Raw genomic sequence first — 15,254 nt, 5'->3', positions numbered from 1 at the left:
CGAGCTACCGACGAAATGGCGTTCCCGCGGCGGAAAACGCATGGAGAAGAGTCGGGCGAGCGTGGGCTGTTCACCGTGAACGGCCCGGCACGCGGCCCCGCCGATCGCCTGCGCCGCCCGGTTCACGACACACCCTCACCCGGATGGAGAGTGCGGCGTGCCCTACCGCGTCGTGACCGTGGCCGGCTCGCACCAGAGCGGTTTCCGTCTCCAGGTCGAACCGGACCTCCCCATCAAGGCGTTGGCCGCCCCCGTCGCCGACACCGACGTTCCCGTGCGGGGCGACACACTCCTCCTGCTCTTTCCCGACGGCCGCCACAGGCGGGCGATCCTCGCGGACTTTGCCCTGGAAGCATGGCGCGACGGGAGCACGTACTACTGCCGCAGCAGCCCCGATAACCCCGAGTTCACCCTCGTCATCGGCACCGACCGCGCACCGCAGGACCTTCCACCGGGCACGGAGATCCGGCTGGACGACACGGCTCCCACCGGCGGTGCGCGAACGAATGGGTGGAGCCAGATCATCGCCCGGTTCGAGACCCTGTCCTGAGCAAAGCGGCCAGCCCGACCACGGCCTTGACCACCCCCACCACAGACCCTCCAGACCCCGACCATGGGCCCGCCCACAGCGGCGTCCAGAGCTTGAGGCCAAGGCCTGCGCAATCGGCGTACGACGTGCGCAGCCGCCAGGAGCCGATCGGGTGCGCGCAGCTCTGCGCACGGCACACAGACCTGCGCTGCGGTAGTGCGCACGGAGACGACCGCGCACAGTTGCCACCGCTGCGCAGACGAACTCAGCCCAACCACCGCACCGCACGCCCGATCCGAGCAAGCCGAGCCAGACGATCCCGACCACGCCGGAACCTCCAGCTCCCGAACTTTCAGCAGGCACCGACAGACGGCACGACCTGATACACCCCAGCCACCAGGCCGGCCTCACCCAGTGCTTCAGGCCCGTCCCCCAGACCCGACCATTTCGCCGGCCATCCGACCACGAACCCCACCACGGCTGGTCCCAGCACCACACCGACCCATGCGGCCGAACCGGGCGTAATTGACGGGCGCCCAGGCGAGGAACGGCACGTCGACCATCTCCCTGGCCGCCGAGCGGCGGGCCGCTCGCATGAGGCGGACGGGGCCCGTTCCGCCTCTGATAGCGGCCCGGGCCCCGCGGTCTCGTATTCGGCGGGTGGGATGTGCCCTATTTCACCGTGGAGCCGGCGGTGGCAGTACCAGTCGACCCACTCGGCGGTGGCGAGTTCGACCTGGGAAAGCGTCTTCCAGGGCTGACGAGGCTTGATCAACTCGGTCTTGAACAGGCCGATCGTGGACTCCATCAGGGCGTTGTCGTACGCATCGCCGACCGATCCGATCGACGCGGCGATGCCCGCCCGGTCGAGGTGCTCGGCGAGCGCGAACGATGTGTACTGCGAGCCGGCATCGGAGTGATGTACCAACTGGCCTTTCTGGTACGGATATTGGTCTCGGTCGCGCTGCCACAAGGCCATCTCGAGAGCGTCCAGGACGAGCCGCGTCTCCTTCGATGTGGCTGCCGACGATCCGGCGGGAGAAGGTGTCCACGACGAAGGCGACGTAGACGACGCCGGCGAACGTGGTGACGTGGGTGAAGTCGGCGACCCAGCAGCGGTTCGGGGCGGGGGCGACGAAGTCACGGTCCACGAGGTCCGGGGCCCGTTCCGCGCTTGCGTCGGGGATGGTGGTGATCACCTTTTTGCCGCGGACCGCTCCGGTAATGCCGAGTTCACGCATGAGGCGCTCGACGGTGCAGCGGGCCACCGCGACATCCTGGCGGTTCAGGTGCCGCTAGATCTTCCGGGCGCCGTAGACACGGTAGTTGGCCTCGTACACCTCCTGAAATCAGGGTCTTGAGTTCGGCGTCGCGGACGGTGCGGGCAGCGGGTGCGGCCTGGCGTTTGTGGTGGGCGTAGTAGGTGGACGGGGCGATCTTGCAGTCGTGGTCGGTGAGGACCCGGCAGATCAGCTCGACGCCGCCGAAGCGGTCCTTGCGCTCGTCGATGAACGCTACGAGCGTGTGTGTGGCCGGTCGAGCTCGGCCGCGAAGAAAGACGCCGCGGCCTTGAGGATGTCGTTGGCCCGCTTCAGCTCGGCGTTCTCCTTCTTCAGCCGCTTCAGCTCGGCCGACTCCTCGCTCGTCGTGCCCGGCCGGGTCCCGGCGTCGATCTGGTCCTGCCGCACCCACTTGCGGAGCGTCTCGGTCGTGCGGATGCCCAGCTTCTGGGCGACCGCTTTCATCGCGGCCCACTCGGTGTCGTACTCCGGCCGCACCTCGGCGACCATCCGCACCGCACGACGGCGCAGCTCAAGCGGGTACTGGGAAGGACGTGCCATAACTCGATCCTCTCAAACGATCGAGTCCCTACCGAACCCGGAACGGTTCAGATGGTGTCCGCGGCTTTGACCTGTGCTTCGTAGAGGAAGAACTTCGCCCTCTCCAGACAGAAGGCACGGATCTGGGCGTCCGTCATGCCGAGGATGTCGGCGCCCTAGTACCGGAACATGCCGATCACATCTTCGGTCTGGGGCAGGTCTGGGACTTCCTTCGGCTTCGGCCGGTCCCACGGCCGTCGGTCCTTCGGCACGATGGCCATCCTTCCGCAAGCCCAACCCGGCCCACTCGAGTCCCGGTTCTCCAGCCGGCAGCCGCTCTGTTCAAGCTTCCGCGCCCTCGTCGGACGGGTCGGTGAGTTCGGGTCGGGCCCGAGTCTCCGCATCAGGTGGTGAACGGTCCTCGGGCACGCGCTCGTCGGACGCCGCGTGAGGCGGCGCAGAGCCCTGACAGAGGCTACCGCGCCGCCGCACGGCGAGAGCCCGGCCGCGCTACAGCCGGCTGCTTCGTCACGCCGGATGCTTGCTGTGGTGGCGCCGACCGCCCCCAGCGCCACCACACGCCACCGATCCAGTCCGAGAGACGCGTCCGTGGAGCCGAGACCGCTGCTCAGCCAACCCACACCCGAAGACCGCTCCCCAGACGCGGGAGGCCGTGACCTCACGCCGACCGGCGCCCACTGAACGTCAGTTGACGGACCCGCATGTATACCCCGCTCCCGAAGCGGCGCCCGCCCGATCCCCCGGTTCCGTGCGACGGACCTGCCCTCCCCGGTTCTGTGCAACGGACCCGCCCTCCGGCCGCGTAGAGCAGACGACGGATTCGCTCACGGAGGGGACTGCACAGTGACAGCGCATGCATTCAAGGGGGCACTGAGGGGTGTCAGGAGTACGGCAATCGCGGCGGCCGCGATGGCCGTGCTGACCGCGTCGCAGGCGTCGAGGGCGGTCTCGGCCGATGCCGCGGAGTCCGCACGGAGGGCGACACCCGCCGAGCATGACCTCAGTGTGTCCGGCGACACCCCGTACCGCACCGATCTTCCCCCGCTGCGGACGCGGAAGAAGCACTCGGCGCAGGAAGTGGCGGGCGGCGGCGCCCTGCCCACGAGCGTGTTCGCGGCGTATCGGCGTGCCGAGGAGGAGCTGGCGCGCAGCGCGCCACGCTGCGGGCTGCGTTGGCAGCTGTTGGCCGCGATCGGCCAGGTGGAGTCCGGGCAGGCCCGCGGTGGCCGCGTGACCGAAGACGGTACGACTGTGACGCCCATTCTCGGCCCGCGGCTGACCGGCGGCGCCTTCGCCGTCGTGGCGGACACCGACGGCGGCGCGTACGACGGGGACGCGGTGTACGACCGCGCGGTCGGCCCGATGCAGTTCATCCCGTCCACCTGGGCCCGCTGGGGAGTCGACGGCAACGGCGACGGGCGGAGGGACCCGAACAACGTCTACGACGCGACGCTCGCCGCCGGCCACTACCTGTGTGCGGACGGCCGGGACCTGTCGGACCCGGCCGACCTGGACCGGGCGATCCTGGGCTACAACCACTCGGACGCCTATCTGCGCACCGTCAAGGCGTGGTACGCGTACTACCTGACCGGACACCGCGTGGTGCCGGACGCGTCCGCCGCCTTGCCGGACCGGCCGAAGCCGTCCCGCCCGCAGAGGCCGAAGACCTCGCAGCCGAAGCCCTCGCCGCTGACACCGTCGCACGGCCGGAAGCCGGACCCTGGTCCTTCGGGCACGCCCTCGACGGCGACGGCCTCACCCTCCCCCGGCCCGTCCCCCAAGGCCGGCGTCCCGACGGAGCCCAGGTCGCCGCCGGTTCCCGTCCCCGCACCAACCCTCACCCTGCCCGGCGGCGGTGTGCTGCCCGGCGCGGGGTCGCTGACCACCGGCGACGGCTGACACACAGTGGGCCTCCTCCCCCTCCACAACTGCTACTACTCGGCGGTAATGTCGCCACCGTCGGAAGCACATGAGCGGCGGGTGAGTGCGAAGGGGCCCCCATGGCGACCAACACGCCTGCGGACACAGCGGGTGCCGATGAGCGCTGGCACCGCATGTGGAGCCATCGCGAGCAGCTGCTCAAGGTGGCCCGGCGGCGATCCATGAGCCAGGAGGACGCCGAGGACGCCGTTCACGAGGCGATGCTGCGGGCCGCGGAGCGCCCGGACCTCGACGACGAGCGGCTTGGCGCCTGGCTGACGACGGTGACGATGCGGCTGTGCGTCGACCGGCACCGGCAGGTCAACCGCGAGGCCGAGGTGGGCCGCCGCCCCACCCTCGTCGCGCCGGGCCCGGTACCCGTGGAGGAGGCAGTGTGCGACCGGGCCGAGGCGAAGTGGCTCGCGGTGCGCAGCGGTGAGTTGCCCGCACGGCAGGCGGAGGCGCTTCGGCTCAAGTCCGAGGACCTGGACGTGAGCCAGGTCGCGGTGCGGATGGGGCTCAGCTACCGCACCGTCGAGTCGCTGCTCGCCCGAGCCCGGCGGACGCTGCGCGCCTCGCTGGCCGGGACGCTCGGGCTGGTGCTGTTCCTGATCGGGCGCGGGCGGCTGCGCGGGGGCGGCACCGCCCAGGCGGTCGCGGTCACCTCGGCGGCCGCGACCTTGGTGGTGGCGGGGTTGGTGCTGCCGTACGCGCTCGACGGGGGCAACGACGGGAACGGCCCGGCGCCGCGCCCGGCCGTGGCCAGCGACGCGCCGGGCCTGGTCAGCGAGGTCACGGGCCGGGGACACGCCTCCTGGACGCCCACCCCCTCGTCCCCGGCGCCCGGGGCACGGGGCCGGACGGCCTCACCCACCGGAGAAACGTCCCTGCTGCCGGGGTCCGAGGTGCCGAAGGCGCCGTCCCTACCGGACGTGCCCGCCTCCGCCCTTCCGAAGCTGTCGGCGCCGCGGGTTCCGCAGGTGCCCAACGTACCGAAGGTGCCGGGCCTGCGAACCACCATTCCGGACCTGCCGACCGCCGCACCGGAGCTGCCGGCCAAGCCGGCCGCCTCGACGCTTCCCACGGACTCGGCCCTACCGGCCGCTCCCCTCTCCGTCCCCACCTCGAGGACGTCTTGGCGCACGCCGTCGCCGAAGCTGCCGTAGCGTCCCGCCCCCGGGTCCGCAAAAAATTCCTGGTCCGCCGCGACGGACGCCCCCGTCCTCCCCGTAGAGCAGATGTCGGAGCTGCTCCACGGGCGAAGGATGGAACCGGATGGGTGTCGAGATCTGTGTGGAAGGGCTGAGCAAGTCCTTCGGCCACCAGGTCATCTGGCAGGACGTCTCACTGACCCTGCCCGCCGGGGAGGTGTCGGTGATGCTCGGCCCCTCGGGGACGGGCAAGTCGGTGTTCCTCAAGACGCTCGTGGGGCTGCTGAAGCCGGAGCGGGGCTCGGTGAAGGTCGCGGGCCGAGACATCACCCGCCTGCGCGAGCGCGACCTGTACGAGGTGCGGAAGCTGTTCGGCGTGCTGTTCCAGGACGGCGCGCTGTTCGGCTCGATGAACCTCTACGACAACATCGCCTTCCCGCTGCGCGAGCACACCCGCAAGCCCGAGAGCGAGATCAGACGGATCGTCCTGGAAAAGATGGACATGGTCGGGCTGATCGGCGCCGAGGAGAAGCTGCCCGGCGAGATCTCCGGCGGCATGCGCAAGCGGGCCGGGCTCGCCCGTGCCCTGGTCCTCGACCCGGAGATCATCCTGTTCGACGAGCCCGACTCGGGCCTGGACCCGGTCCGCGTGGCCTACCTCAACCAACTCATCGTCGACCTCAACGCACAGATCGACGCGACCTTCCTGATCGTCACTCACGACATCGCCTCGGCCCGCCAGGTCCCGGACAACATCGGGCTGCTGTTCCGGCGCGAGCTGGTGATGTTCGGGCCCCGCGAGAAGCTGCTGGCCAGTAACGAGCCCGTCGTACGGCAGTTCCTGAACGGCCGGATGCAGGGACCGATCGGCATGGCGGAGGAGAAGGACGCGACCCAGGTCGAGCAGGAGCTGGCCCAGCTCGACGACGACGGCCCGGCCGATGCGCCGACTCCCCGCCTGCTCCCCGGCCCCGGCATCACCCGCCCGCCCCGCTGGGAGGCGATCGCACGACGCGAGGCGGAGCTGCACGGTACGGGGGTGACGGGCGCATGACGCTCTCCCCGACGGGTGCGCTCCGGCACTCGGGCAACCTCTTCAAGATGGCCCTGGACATCGTCCGCTGTCTCCCCCGACGACCCTTCCAGGCCAGGGAGTTCATCCAGCAGGCGTGGTTCGTGGCGAGTGTCACCATCCTGCCGACGGCCTTGGTGTCGATTCCCTTCGGGGCGGTCATCGCGCTGCAGATCGGCAGCCTGACCCGGCAGTTGGGCGCGCAGTCCTTCTCAGGTGCCGCGTCCGTGCTCGCCGTGCTGCGGGAGGCCTCGCCGATCGTCACCGCGCTGCTGATCGCGGGCGCGGGTGGCACGGCGATCTGCGCGGATCTCGGGTCGCGCAAGATCCGGGACGAGATCGACGCGATGCAGGTGCTCGGCATCGACCCGATCCACCGCCTCGTCGTACCGCGGGTGCTGGCGTCGATGGTCGTGGCCGTGCTGCTCAACGGCCTCGTCTCGGTGGTCGGTGTCGCGGGCGGCTACTTCTTCAACGTCGTCCTCCAGCACGGCACGCCCGGCGCCTACCTGGCGTCGTTCACGACCCTCGCCCAACTGTCCGACCTGTGGGCGGCGGAGATCAAAGCGCTGGTGTTCGGGGCCATCGCGGCGATCGTCGCCTCGTACAAGGGACTGACGGCCCGAGGCGGCCCGAAGGGCGTGGGCGATGCCGTCAACCAGTCCGTGGTGATCACCTTCATGTTGCTGTTCGTGACCAACTTCGTGATGACCGCCGTGTACTTCCAGGTCGTCCCGCAGAGGGGTTAGCCGATGACACCGCTGCAACTCCTCGACCGCCCCTTGCGCTCACTCGAAGAGCTGGGCACCCACCTGTCCTTCTACGGACGCTCCCTGGCCTGGACGGGCCGCACCCTGCGCCGCTACAAGAAGGAGATCCTGCGGCTGCTCGCCGAGGTGAGCTTCGGGCGCGGCGCGCTCGCCGTCGTCGGCGGCACCGTCGGCGTGATCGCGTTCCTGTCCTTCTTCACCGGCACCGAAGTCGGCCTCCAGGGCTACGCGGCCCTCAACCAGCTCGGCACCTCCAACTTCGTGGCATTCCTGTCGGCGTACTTCAACACCCGGGAGATCGGCCCGCTGGTGGCCGGACTCGCCCTGTCCGCGACGGTCGGCGCCGGCTTCACCGCACAGCTCGGCGCGATGCGGATCAGCGAGGAGACCGACGCGCTGGAGGTGATGGGCGTCCCGTCGCTGCCGTTCCTGGTGACGACGCGGATGATCGCCGGTTTCGTCGCGGTGATCCCGCTGTACGTGGTCGGGCTGCTGTCCTCGTACCTGGCCGCCCGCACCATCACCACCGGCTACTACGGACAGTCGACCGGCACCTACGACCACTACTTCCACCAGTACCTGCCACCCGTCGACGTCTTCTGGTCCTTCGGCAAGGTGATCGTCTTCGCCGTGCTGATCATCCTGGTGCACTGCTACTACGGCTACCACGCGAGCGGCGGCCCGGCCGGAGTCGGCGTCGCGGTGGGCCGGGCGGTGCGGACCTCGATCGTCGCCATCAACGTCGTGGACTTCTTCCTGAGCCTCGCGATCTGGGGCGCCAACACGACAGTGCGGATAGCGGGGTGAGAGCGGTGCACCTGCACAGAACGAGACTCAGGCTGTACGGCATCGCGTTCCTCGCCGTGCTCGCCCTGCTGCTGTCGCTCGCGGTGGCCGTCTACCAGCAGGCGTTCACCCCCGTGGTGCCCATCACCCTAGAGGCCGGCACCCTCGGCAACCAGCTCGATGCACGCGCCGATGTCAAGCTGCGCGGGGTGCTGGTCGGCGAGGTGCGCGCCGTGCACGCCGACGGCACAAAGGCGACCCTCGACATCGCGCTCAAGCCGCAGTACGTGCCGGACATCCCCTCGGACGTGCACGCTCGTCTGCTGCCCAAGACGCTGTTCGGCGAGAAGTACGTCGACCTGGTCGCTCCCGCCGGCGCCGCACACACGCCGGCACGGCCCATCCGCGCGGGCGACGTCATCACCCAGGACCGCACGAAGGTCGGCATCGAGGTGCAGCAACTGATGAACGACCTGCTGCCACTGCTGCGCACGGTCCGGCCGGGTGAACTCAACGCCACCCTCTCGGCGTTCGCCACCGCGCTCGAGGGCCGCGGCGACCGGATCGGCGGCAACCTCACCCGCGTCGAGGGCTATCTGCGCCACCTCAACCCGCACATGCCCTCCCTCAAGGAGGACATCACGCGGTTCGCGGACGTCGCCGAGGTGTACGGCGACGCCGCACCCGACCTGATGCGGATCCTGCGCAACACGGTCACCACCAGCCGAACGATCGTCGAGAAGAGGGTCCAGTTGGCGTCGGCCCTGCGCGCGACCGCCTCCACGGCGGGCACGGCGAACGACTTCCTGTCCGACAACGGCGACCGGCTGATCACCCTGGGCCGGGTCTCACGCCCCACGCTGGAGCTGTTCGCCCGCTACTCCCCCGAGTACCCGTGCCTGCTCCAGGGCCTGGTCCAGCAGGAGAAGGCGTCGCAGGACGCCTTCCGGGGCGGCGAGATGCGGATCACCCTCGAGGCCGTCCGGCCGCAGGGAGCGTACCGGCCCGGCGAGGAGCCGGTGTACGGCGAGCGGTCCGGCCCGAACTGCCGCGGGCTGCCCCATCCGCCGGTGCCCGGGACGAAGCCCCATCTACACGACGGCACGTCGGCCCAAGGCTCCGACGGCACACTCCCCAAAGGCGCCGGCGTGTCCGCAACCCGGGCCGAGCAGCGCGCCGTCGGCTCGCTCGTGGCCCCCGCCATGGGCGTCCCGGCGGACCGGGTGCCGCCCGTGGCGACCCTGCTGTTCGGACCGCTCGCACGCGGAACGGCGGTGAGCGTCGCATGAGCAGGTCAGGAGCCCGGCAGACTGCCGCCCCGCTGGTCAAGTTCAGCCTCTTCGCTCTGATCACGATCACGGCGACGGCGCTGCTCGCCGCCACCATCGTCAACGTCTCCTTCACCCCCAAGGACACCTATCACGCGGTGTTCACCGACGTCACCGGGCTGGAGACCGGCGACGACATCCGGGTGGCCGGAGTGCGCGTAGGAGAGGTCGAGGGCATCCGGATCAAGGACCGGACCCTGGCGGAAGTCACGTTCACCGTCGGCGCGGATCGGCCACTGCTCGCCGGGACCCACGCTGTCGTCCGCTACCGCAACCTCGTCGGGCAGCGGTACATCGCGCTCACCGAGGGCACGGGCGATGCCACCGCCCGGCTGCGGCCGGGCAGCACCATCCCGCGGTCCCGGACCCAGCCGGCGCTGGACCTCAACGCCCTGCTGAACGGCTTCAAGCCGCTGTTCGCCGCGCTCAGCCCGAGCGACGTCAACCAGCTCGCCACCGAGATCGTCCAGACCCTCCAGGGCGAAGGCGGCACGGTGAACAGCCTGCTCGCGCACACGGCGTCGCTCACCAGCACCCTCGCCGACCGCGACAAGCTGATCGGGTCCGTGATCGACAACCTCAACACCGTCCTGGAGACGCTCGACAAGCGCGGCTCCCGTTTCTCCGGCCTGCTCACGCAACTGCGCCGGGTCATCTCGGGACTGTCCGCCGACCGCAAACCCATCGGGCAGTCGCTGGTGAACATCGGCGACCTCACCGACGTCACGGCGGGGTTGCTGAAGGACGCGCGTCCACCGCTGAAGGACGACATCGCCCAGCTCAGCGATCTCACCGGAACGCTGAACAAGAACGAGAACACCGTGGAGGGCGTCCTGAAGCGGCTGCCGAACAAGCTCGAGAAGCTGACGGGGACCGCCTCGTACGGCTCGTGGTTCAACTTCTACCTCTGCGACTTCGACGGCCGGATCGTGCTGCCGAAGACCAAGCGGGTGATCAGCCCCGAGCTGCACGTGGCGCGGGCGAGGTGTGGCGGATGAGCATGCGCATCCGGCGGCGCGATGTCCGCCGCCCCGAACCCCTGGTGAAGGTGCGCGTCCTGCCGCCCAAGCTGCCAAGACTCCCCAGGCTGATCCCCAAGCGCACCCCCCGCCCCGAACCCCTCGTGAAAGTACGCGTCCTGCCGCCCAGGCTGCCCAGGATCCGGCTCAAGCGTCCACGCCTGAAGCCCGTCCGCGTGGGGGCATCTCGCACGCCTTTCAGGCAGTGGGGGAGCAACCCGGTTGTCGTCGGCGCCGTCGGCCTCACCGTCCTGGCGCTGCTCACCGTCGCCGCCTTCAACGCCGACAGTCTGCCGCTGATCGGCGGCGGCGACACCTACAGTGCGGCCTTCTCCGAGGCCGGCGGACTCAAGCCGGGCGACGAGGTGCGGATCGCCGGGGTCAAGGTCGGCAAGGTCGAGGGCGTCGACCTGGACGGCGACCACGTCAAGGTGACCTTCAAAGTGAAGGGCCACCCGGCGTTCGGTACCGACACGGGTGCGTCGATCCGTGTCAAGACGATCCTCGGCGCGAAGTACGTGGCCCTGTACCCGAAGGGCCCCGGCCAGCTGAGGCCGGGCAGCGAGATCCCGCTCCGGCGGACCGTGTCGGCGTACGACGTCGTCCAGGCCTTCAGCGACCTGACGACCACCACCGAGAAGGTCGACACGGACCGGCTCGCGAAAGCACTGGACACGATCTCCGTCACCTTCCGGGACTCCCCCGAGGAAGTGCGGGCGTCGATCAAGGGACTGTCGCGCATCTCCCGGACCGTCGCCGCCCGCGACAAGGCGCTGCGCGGGCTCCTCCACCATGCCAACGGAGTCACCAAGGTGCTGGCCGGTCACACGAAGGACTTCTCCGCGCTGGTGAAGGACGGTGACGCCCTGTTCAAGGAGATCGGCAAGCGGCGCGCGGCGATCCACACGCTGCTCAAGAGCTCCGCGCTGCTGGGCATCGAGCTGTCCGGCCTGGTCGAGGACAACGGCAAGGAGATCGGGCCCGCGCTGAAGAACCTCAACACCTTCGTGACGATGCTCGAACGCAACCAGGCGAGCCTCGACCGCAGCGTCCGGCTACTCGCCCCCTACGTACGGCTCTTCACCAACACCCTCGGCAACGGCCGCTGGTTCGACTCCTACATCCAGAACATGGTCGCCGCCCCGGTCACGCCACGGACGGGAGGCACCCGATGACCCGCAGGCTCTTGGCCCTGTTCAGCGCGCTCGCGATCGTCGTCGGCCTCGCCGTCGTCCTGTGGCCGGGTCCCGGCCCCGTCCACGTCACGGCGTACTTCCCGCGCACCGTCGGCATCTACCCCGGCTCCGACGTCCGCGTCCTCGGCGTCCGCATCGGCGAGGTCAGGAAGATCACACCGGAGGGCGGCCGGGTACGGGTGGAGCTGGAATACGACCGGGGCCGCAAGGTCCCCGCCGACGCACAGGCCGCCATCGTCAACTCCTCGGTGGTCAGCGACCGTTACGTGCAGCTGCTGCCGGTGTACCGCAAGGGCGCGGTGCTGCGGGAGGGAGACGTCATCCCCGAGTCCCGTACGGCCGTCCCCGTCGAACTGGACCGGATCTTCGACAGCCTGCACACCACCGCCGAGGCACTCGGCCCCAACGGCGCAAACAAGAAGGGCTCGCTGTCCCGGCTGCTCGGGGTGAGCGCGGACAACCTCCAGGGGCAGGGCAAGAACCTCAACCAGACGGTGGAGGATCTGTCCCAGGCGGTCACCACGCTGTCCGACGGGCGCGGCGACCTGTTCGGGACCGTGCGCAACCTTCAGGTGTTCACGGCCGCTCTTTCGGCGGACGACACCAGCGTGCGGTCGTTCAACACCGACCTCGCCGATGTGGCCGGGCAGCTCGCCGGGGAGCGCAAGGACCTCGCGGCCGCGCTGAAGTACCTGGCCGCCGCGCTCGGCGACGTGTCCGGCTTCGTGAAGGCCAACAAGAAGACCCTGACCTCGGACGTGAAGGGCCTGGCCAAGGTCACCAAGGTCCTCGTCACCCAACGGGACGCCCTGAAGGAGCTGCTGACCGTCGCCCCCACGGGCCTGTCGAACTTGCAGAACGCCTACAACCCCGCCGCCGGCACCCTCGACACCCGCAACAACCCCCAAGCCCCGCAGGACCCGTCATCCCTTCTCTGCTCGATCCTGAAGACGACCGGCGACACCCACGACAACTGTGCCGAACTGAAGAGGCTCTTCGACTCCCTGCCCAGGGTTCCCTCGGCCCCCGCGTCGACGGGCACGGTCGACAAGACCCTCGGCGGAATCCTGGGGGCACCGGCATGAGCGTGTGGCGAAAAGGGCGGGTGGCCGCCTGGACGGCGGTCGGCTCGCTGCTGCTGACCGGCTGCGAGTTCAACGGCTGGTACGACATCCCGCTCCCCGGCGGCGCAGCCTCGGACGGTCACGCCTACCACGTCAGCGTCGACTTCCGGGACGTCCTGGACCTGGTGCCCCAGTCGGCGGTCAAGGTCGACGACGTCACTGTCGGCGCGGTCGAGAAGGTGGAACTGGACGGCTGGCACGCCCGCGTGCGGCTCAGGATCGCCGACTCGGTGAAGCTGCCCGCCAACGCGGTCGCCGATCTGCGGCAGACCAGCATGCTCGGTGAGAAGTACGTCGCCCTGTCCGCGCCGGCCGGCACGCGGCCTCTCGGGCGGCTGCGCGACGGCGACCGCATCCCGCTGTCCCGCAGCGGCCGCAACGCGGAGGTCGAGGAGGTGCTGTCGGCACTGTCCGCGCTGCTCAACGGCGGCGGGGTGGCCCAGCTGAAGACGATCACCGTCGAGTTGAACAAGGCCCTCAGCGGCCGCGAGGACCGGGTCAGGTCGCTGCTGAAGCAGCTCGACACGTTCCTCGGCGGCCTCGACCACCAGCGGGCGGAGATCGTGCGCGCGCTGAAGGGCGTCGACCGGCTCGCAAAGCGGCTGAAGAAGGAGAAGAAGACGATCGCCCTGGCCGTCGACACCATGCCGCCCGCCCTGAAGACCCTCGCCGACCAGCGCAAGGACCTGACGAAGATGCTCACCGCCCTGTCCAGGCTCGGCAAGACCGGCACCAGGGTGGTGAACGCCTCCCACGACGACACCGTCGCCAACCTGAAGAAGCTCCAACCCGTCCTGCAGGAGCTGAACAAGGCGGGCGACGACCTGCCCAACTCTCTTGAGATCCTCACCACTTACCCGTTCCCGCGCAACGCGACGGCCGCCGTCAAGGGCGACTACGTCAACCTGAAGATCACCGCCGACCTCGACCTGGCGGACCTCTACGGCAACGTCACCGGCAGACCGGGCAAGGGCGGGAAGTCCCCGGCTCCCGGAACACCGCATCTTCCCATCCCCACTCCCACCCCTCTCCCGTCCATCCCGTCCCTGCCGGACACCCCGTCCGTGCCCCCCACACCCTCCGTGCCGCCCGCGCCTTCCGTGCCCTCGAAGCCGTCCGGCGGCAGCACCCTGCTGTGCCCGCCGGTGTGCCCCGCCGCCTACGGCACCGGGAGCGGCTCGCGCCGCCTCCCGCCGGGGGTCGACCTCGGCCTCGCCGAGCTGATGCTGAAGGGGATACTGCCGTGATCACACGTACGGTCAGGGCCCAACTGCTCGCCTTCGCGACCGTCACCGCCCTCGGGGTGTCGTACGTCGGCGCCCGGTACACGGGCCTGGTGGACGACGTCCTGCACCGCGGGTACACCGTGCGCGCCGACTTCGCCGAGTCCGGGGGCGTCTTCCCCGGCGCCGAGGTCACCTACCGAGGAGTGCCGGTGGGCCGCGTGGGCGAACTGCGGCTGACCGGGTCCGGGGTCTCGGTGACGATGAAGATCGAGGACGGCGCCCCGAGGATCCCGGCCGACACGCTCGCAGTGGTCGCCGACCGCTCGGCGGTGGGCGAGCAGTACGTCGACCTCCAGCCGCGGCGCTCGGGCGGGCCCTATCTCATGGACGGCAGCCCGATCCCGCGCAGCCGCACCCGGACCCCGCTGCCGGTCACCGACCTGGTCCTCAGCCTCGACCGGCTGGCCAACTCGGTCGGCAAGGACGACCTGCGGATCACCGTCGACGAGCTGGGCAAGGCGTTCGCCGGCACCGGACCGAACCTGAGCCGGCTGGTGGACTCCGGCAACGCGCTGGTGGAGTCGGCATCCGCATCCCTGCCCCAGACGACCTCGCTGATCGAGGACTCGCGGAAGGTGCTCAGGACACAGGCCGACCAGGGCTCGGCCATCAAGTCGTTCTCCCGCGACCTCGCCACGCTCACCCGGCAGTTGAAGTCGAGCGACGGCGACCTGCGCCGACTGATCGGCACCACTGCGCCCGCCGCGCAGCAGGTCGACTCCCTGCTGAGGTCCACACGGCCGCACGTGCCGGTCCTGCTGGGCAACCTCGTCAGCGGCGGCCAGATCACCGTGGCCCGGCTGCCCGGCGTCGAACAGGCCCTCGTCACGCTCCCGCTCACCGTCGCGGGCAGTTACACGGTCATCCCCGGCGACGGCACCACCCACTTCGGGCTGACCGTGAACTCCGACGATCCTCCCGCGTGCACCCAGGGCTACAACACCCACCGGCGCGACCCCTCCGACACCCGCACGCGCCCGCCGAACACCGGCGCGCGCTGCACCGTGGCGCGCGGCAGCAAGACCTCGGTGCGCGGGGCGCAGAACGCGCCCCGCGCGACGACCGGTGGCTACGGCGCCGACCAGACCGCGTTCGTGGCCCCGTACGACCCGGAGACCGGCACCGTGACCGGCCCGGACGGAACGCCCGTCGAGATCGGCTCGACGGGCGGAGAACAGACCGTGTTCGGAAAGGAGTCGTGGCAATGGCTGCTCGTGGGACCGATGGCGTGA

General features: G+C 70.1%; 12 protein-coding genes and 1 pseudogene. 12 read left to right on the top strand and 1 reads right to left on the bottom strand.

The window, feature by feature from the left end; all coding sequences use genetic code 11:
* Positions 1 to 157: 157 nt before the first annotated feature.
* Positions 158 to 550, top strand: a complete 393-nt coding sequence (locus tag ACIBN2_RS43975) for a hypothetical protein (RefSeq protein WP_399143403.1) — start codon at positions 158 to 160, stop codon at positions 548 to 550.
* Between the two features lie 625 nt (positions 551 to 1,175).
* On the opposite strand, the pseudogene ACIBN2_RS43970 reads toward ACIBN2_RS43975, so the two are convergent.
* A pseudogene (locus ACIBN2_RS43970) lies at positions 1,176 to 2,370 on the bottom strand (IS3 family transposase); the annotation flags it as partial.
* Between the two features lie 1,005 nt (positions 2,371 to 3,375).
* Between ACIBN2_RS43970 and ACIBN2_RS43965 the strand changes: the two are divergent.
* From ACIBN2_RS43965 to ACIBN2_RS43915, 11 genes are all read left to right on the top strand, one after another.
* Positions 3,376 to 4,269, top strand: a complete 894-nt coding sequence (locus ACIBN2_RS43965) for a lytic murein transglycosylase (RefSeq protein WP_399143402.1) — start codon at positions 3,376 to 3,378, stop codon at positions 4,267 to 4,269.
* A 101-nt stretch (positions 4,270 to 4,370) separates the two neighbouring features.
* A complete protein-coding gene (locus tag ACIBN2_RS43960) occupies positions 4,371 to 5,456 on the top strand; it encodes a sigma-70 family RNA polymerase sigma factor (protein WP_399143401.1) in 1,086 nt (361 codons plus the stop codon).
* Between the two features lie 109 nt (positions 5,457 to 5,565).
* A complete protein-coding gene (locus ACIBN2_RS43955) occupies positions 5,566 to 6,495 on the top strand; it encodes an ABC transporter ATP-binding protein (RefSeq protein WP_399143400.1) in 930 nt (309 codons plus the stop codon).
* The gene (locus ACIBN2_RS43950) at positions 6,492 to 7,262 is read left to right on the top strand and encodes an MlaE family ABC transporter permease (protein ID WP_399143399.1); all 771 of its coding nucleotides are present in this window, start codon (positions 6,492 to 6,494) and stop codon (positions 7,260 to 7,262) included. The genes ACIBN2_RS43955 and ACIBN2_RS43950 overlap by 4 nt, the downstream gene beginning before the upstream one ends.
* A 3-nt stretch (positions 7,263 to 7,265) precedes the next feature.
* Complete coding sequence (locus ACIBN2_RS43945; protein ID WP_399143398.1) at positions 7,266 to 8,090, top strand: MlaE family ABC transporter permease; 825 nt, start codon at positions 7,266 to 7,268, stop codon at positions 8,088 to 8,090.
* Positions 8,091 to 8,101: 11 nt separating this feature from the next.
* Positions 8,102 to 9,358, top strand: a complete 1,257-nt coding sequence (locus ACIBN2_RS43940) for an MCE family protein (RefSeq protein ID WP_399143435.1) — start codon at positions 8,102 to 8,104, stop codon at positions 9,356 to 9,358.
* On the top strand, positions 9,355 to 10,395 hold the full coding sequence (locus tag ACIBN2_RS43935; RefSeq protein ID WP_399143397.1) for an MCE family protein: 1,041 nt from the start codon (positions 9,355 to 9,357) through the stop codon (positions 10,393 to 10,395). The genes ACIBN2_RS43940 and ACIBN2_RS43935 overlap by 4 nt, the downstream gene beginning before the upstream one ends.
* A complete protein-coding gene (locus ACIBN2_RS43930) occupies positions 10,392 to 11,591 on the top strand; it encodes an MCE family protein (protein WP_399143396.1) in 1,200 nt (399 codons plus the stop codon). The genes ACIBN2_RS43935 and ACIBN2_RS43930 overlap by 4 nt, the downstream gene beginning before the upstream one ends.
* Positions 11,588 to 12,697 (top strand): MCE family protein, encoded by a 1,110-nt coding sequence (locus ACIBN2_RS43925; RefSeq protein WP_399143395.1) that lies wholly within the window; start codon positions 11,588 to 11,590, stop codon positions 12,695 to 12,697. The genes ACIBN2_RS43930 and ACIBN2_RS43925 overlap by 4 nt, the downstream gene beginning before the upstream one ends.
* On the top strand, positions 12,694 to 13,983 hold the full coding sequence (locus tag ACIBN2_RS43920; protein ID WP_399143394.1) for an MCE family protein: 1,290 nt from the start codon (positions 12,694 to 12,696) through the stop codon (positions 13,981 to 13,983). Before ACIBN2_RS43925 ends, ACIBN2_RS43920 begins: the two co-directional genes overlap by 4 nt.
* Positions 13,980 to 15,254: an MCE family protein gene (locus ACIBN2_RS43915; protein WP_399143393.1), complete on the top strand. Its 1,275-nt coding sequence runs from the start codon at positions 13,980 to 13,982 to the stop codon at positions 15,252 to 15,254. Before ACIBN2_RS43920 ends, ACIBN2_RS43915 begins: the two co-directional genes overlap by 4 nt.

Source organism: Streptomyces sp. NPDC050534 (genome assembly GCF_044457745.1).
In the GTDB taxonomy this organism is placed as follows: domain Bacteria; phylum Actinomycetota; class Actinomycetes; order Streptomycetales; family Streptomycetaceae; genus Streptomyces.
Note: the sequence above shows the minus strand (reverse complement) of the source record. Positions and strands in the feature narration are given on the sequence as shown.

Bases quoted from the DNA above. Each gene is read 5' to 3' on its own strand.
- ACIBN2_RS43945 (WP_399143398.1), top strand. From the start codon at position 7,266: ATGACACCGCTGCAACTCCTCGACCGCCCCTTGCGCTCACTCGAAGAG.
- ACIBN2_RS43920 (WP_399143394.1), top strand. From the start codon at position 12,694: ATGAGCGTGTGGCGAAAAGGGCGGGTGGCCGCCTGGACGGCGGTCGGC.
- ACIBN2_RS43930 (WP_399143396.1), top strand. From the start codon at position 10,392: ATGAGCATGCGCATCCGGCGGCGCGATGTCCGCCGCCCCGAACCCCTG.
- ACIBN2_RS43955 (WP_399143400.1), top strand. From the start codon at position 5,566: ATGGGTGTCGAGATCTGTGTGGAAGGGCTGAGCAAGTCCTTCGGCCAC.
- ACIBN2_RS43925 (WP_399143395.1), top strand. From the start codon at position 11,588: ATGACCCGCAGGCTCTTGGCCCTGTTCAGCGCGCTCGCGATCGTCGTC.
- ACIBN2_RS43950 (WP_399143399.1), top strand. From the start codon at position 6,492: ATGACGCTCTCCCCGACGGGTGCGCTCCGGCACTCGGGCAACCTCTTC.
- ACIBN2_RS43935 (WP_399143397.1), top strand. From the start codon at position 9,355: ATGAGCAGGTCAGGAGCCCGGCAGACTGCCGCCCCGCTGGTCAAGTTC.
- ACIBN2_RS43960 (WP_399143401.1), top strand. From the start codon at position 4,371: ATGGCGACCAACACGCCTGCGGACACAGCGGGTGCCGATGAGCGCTGG.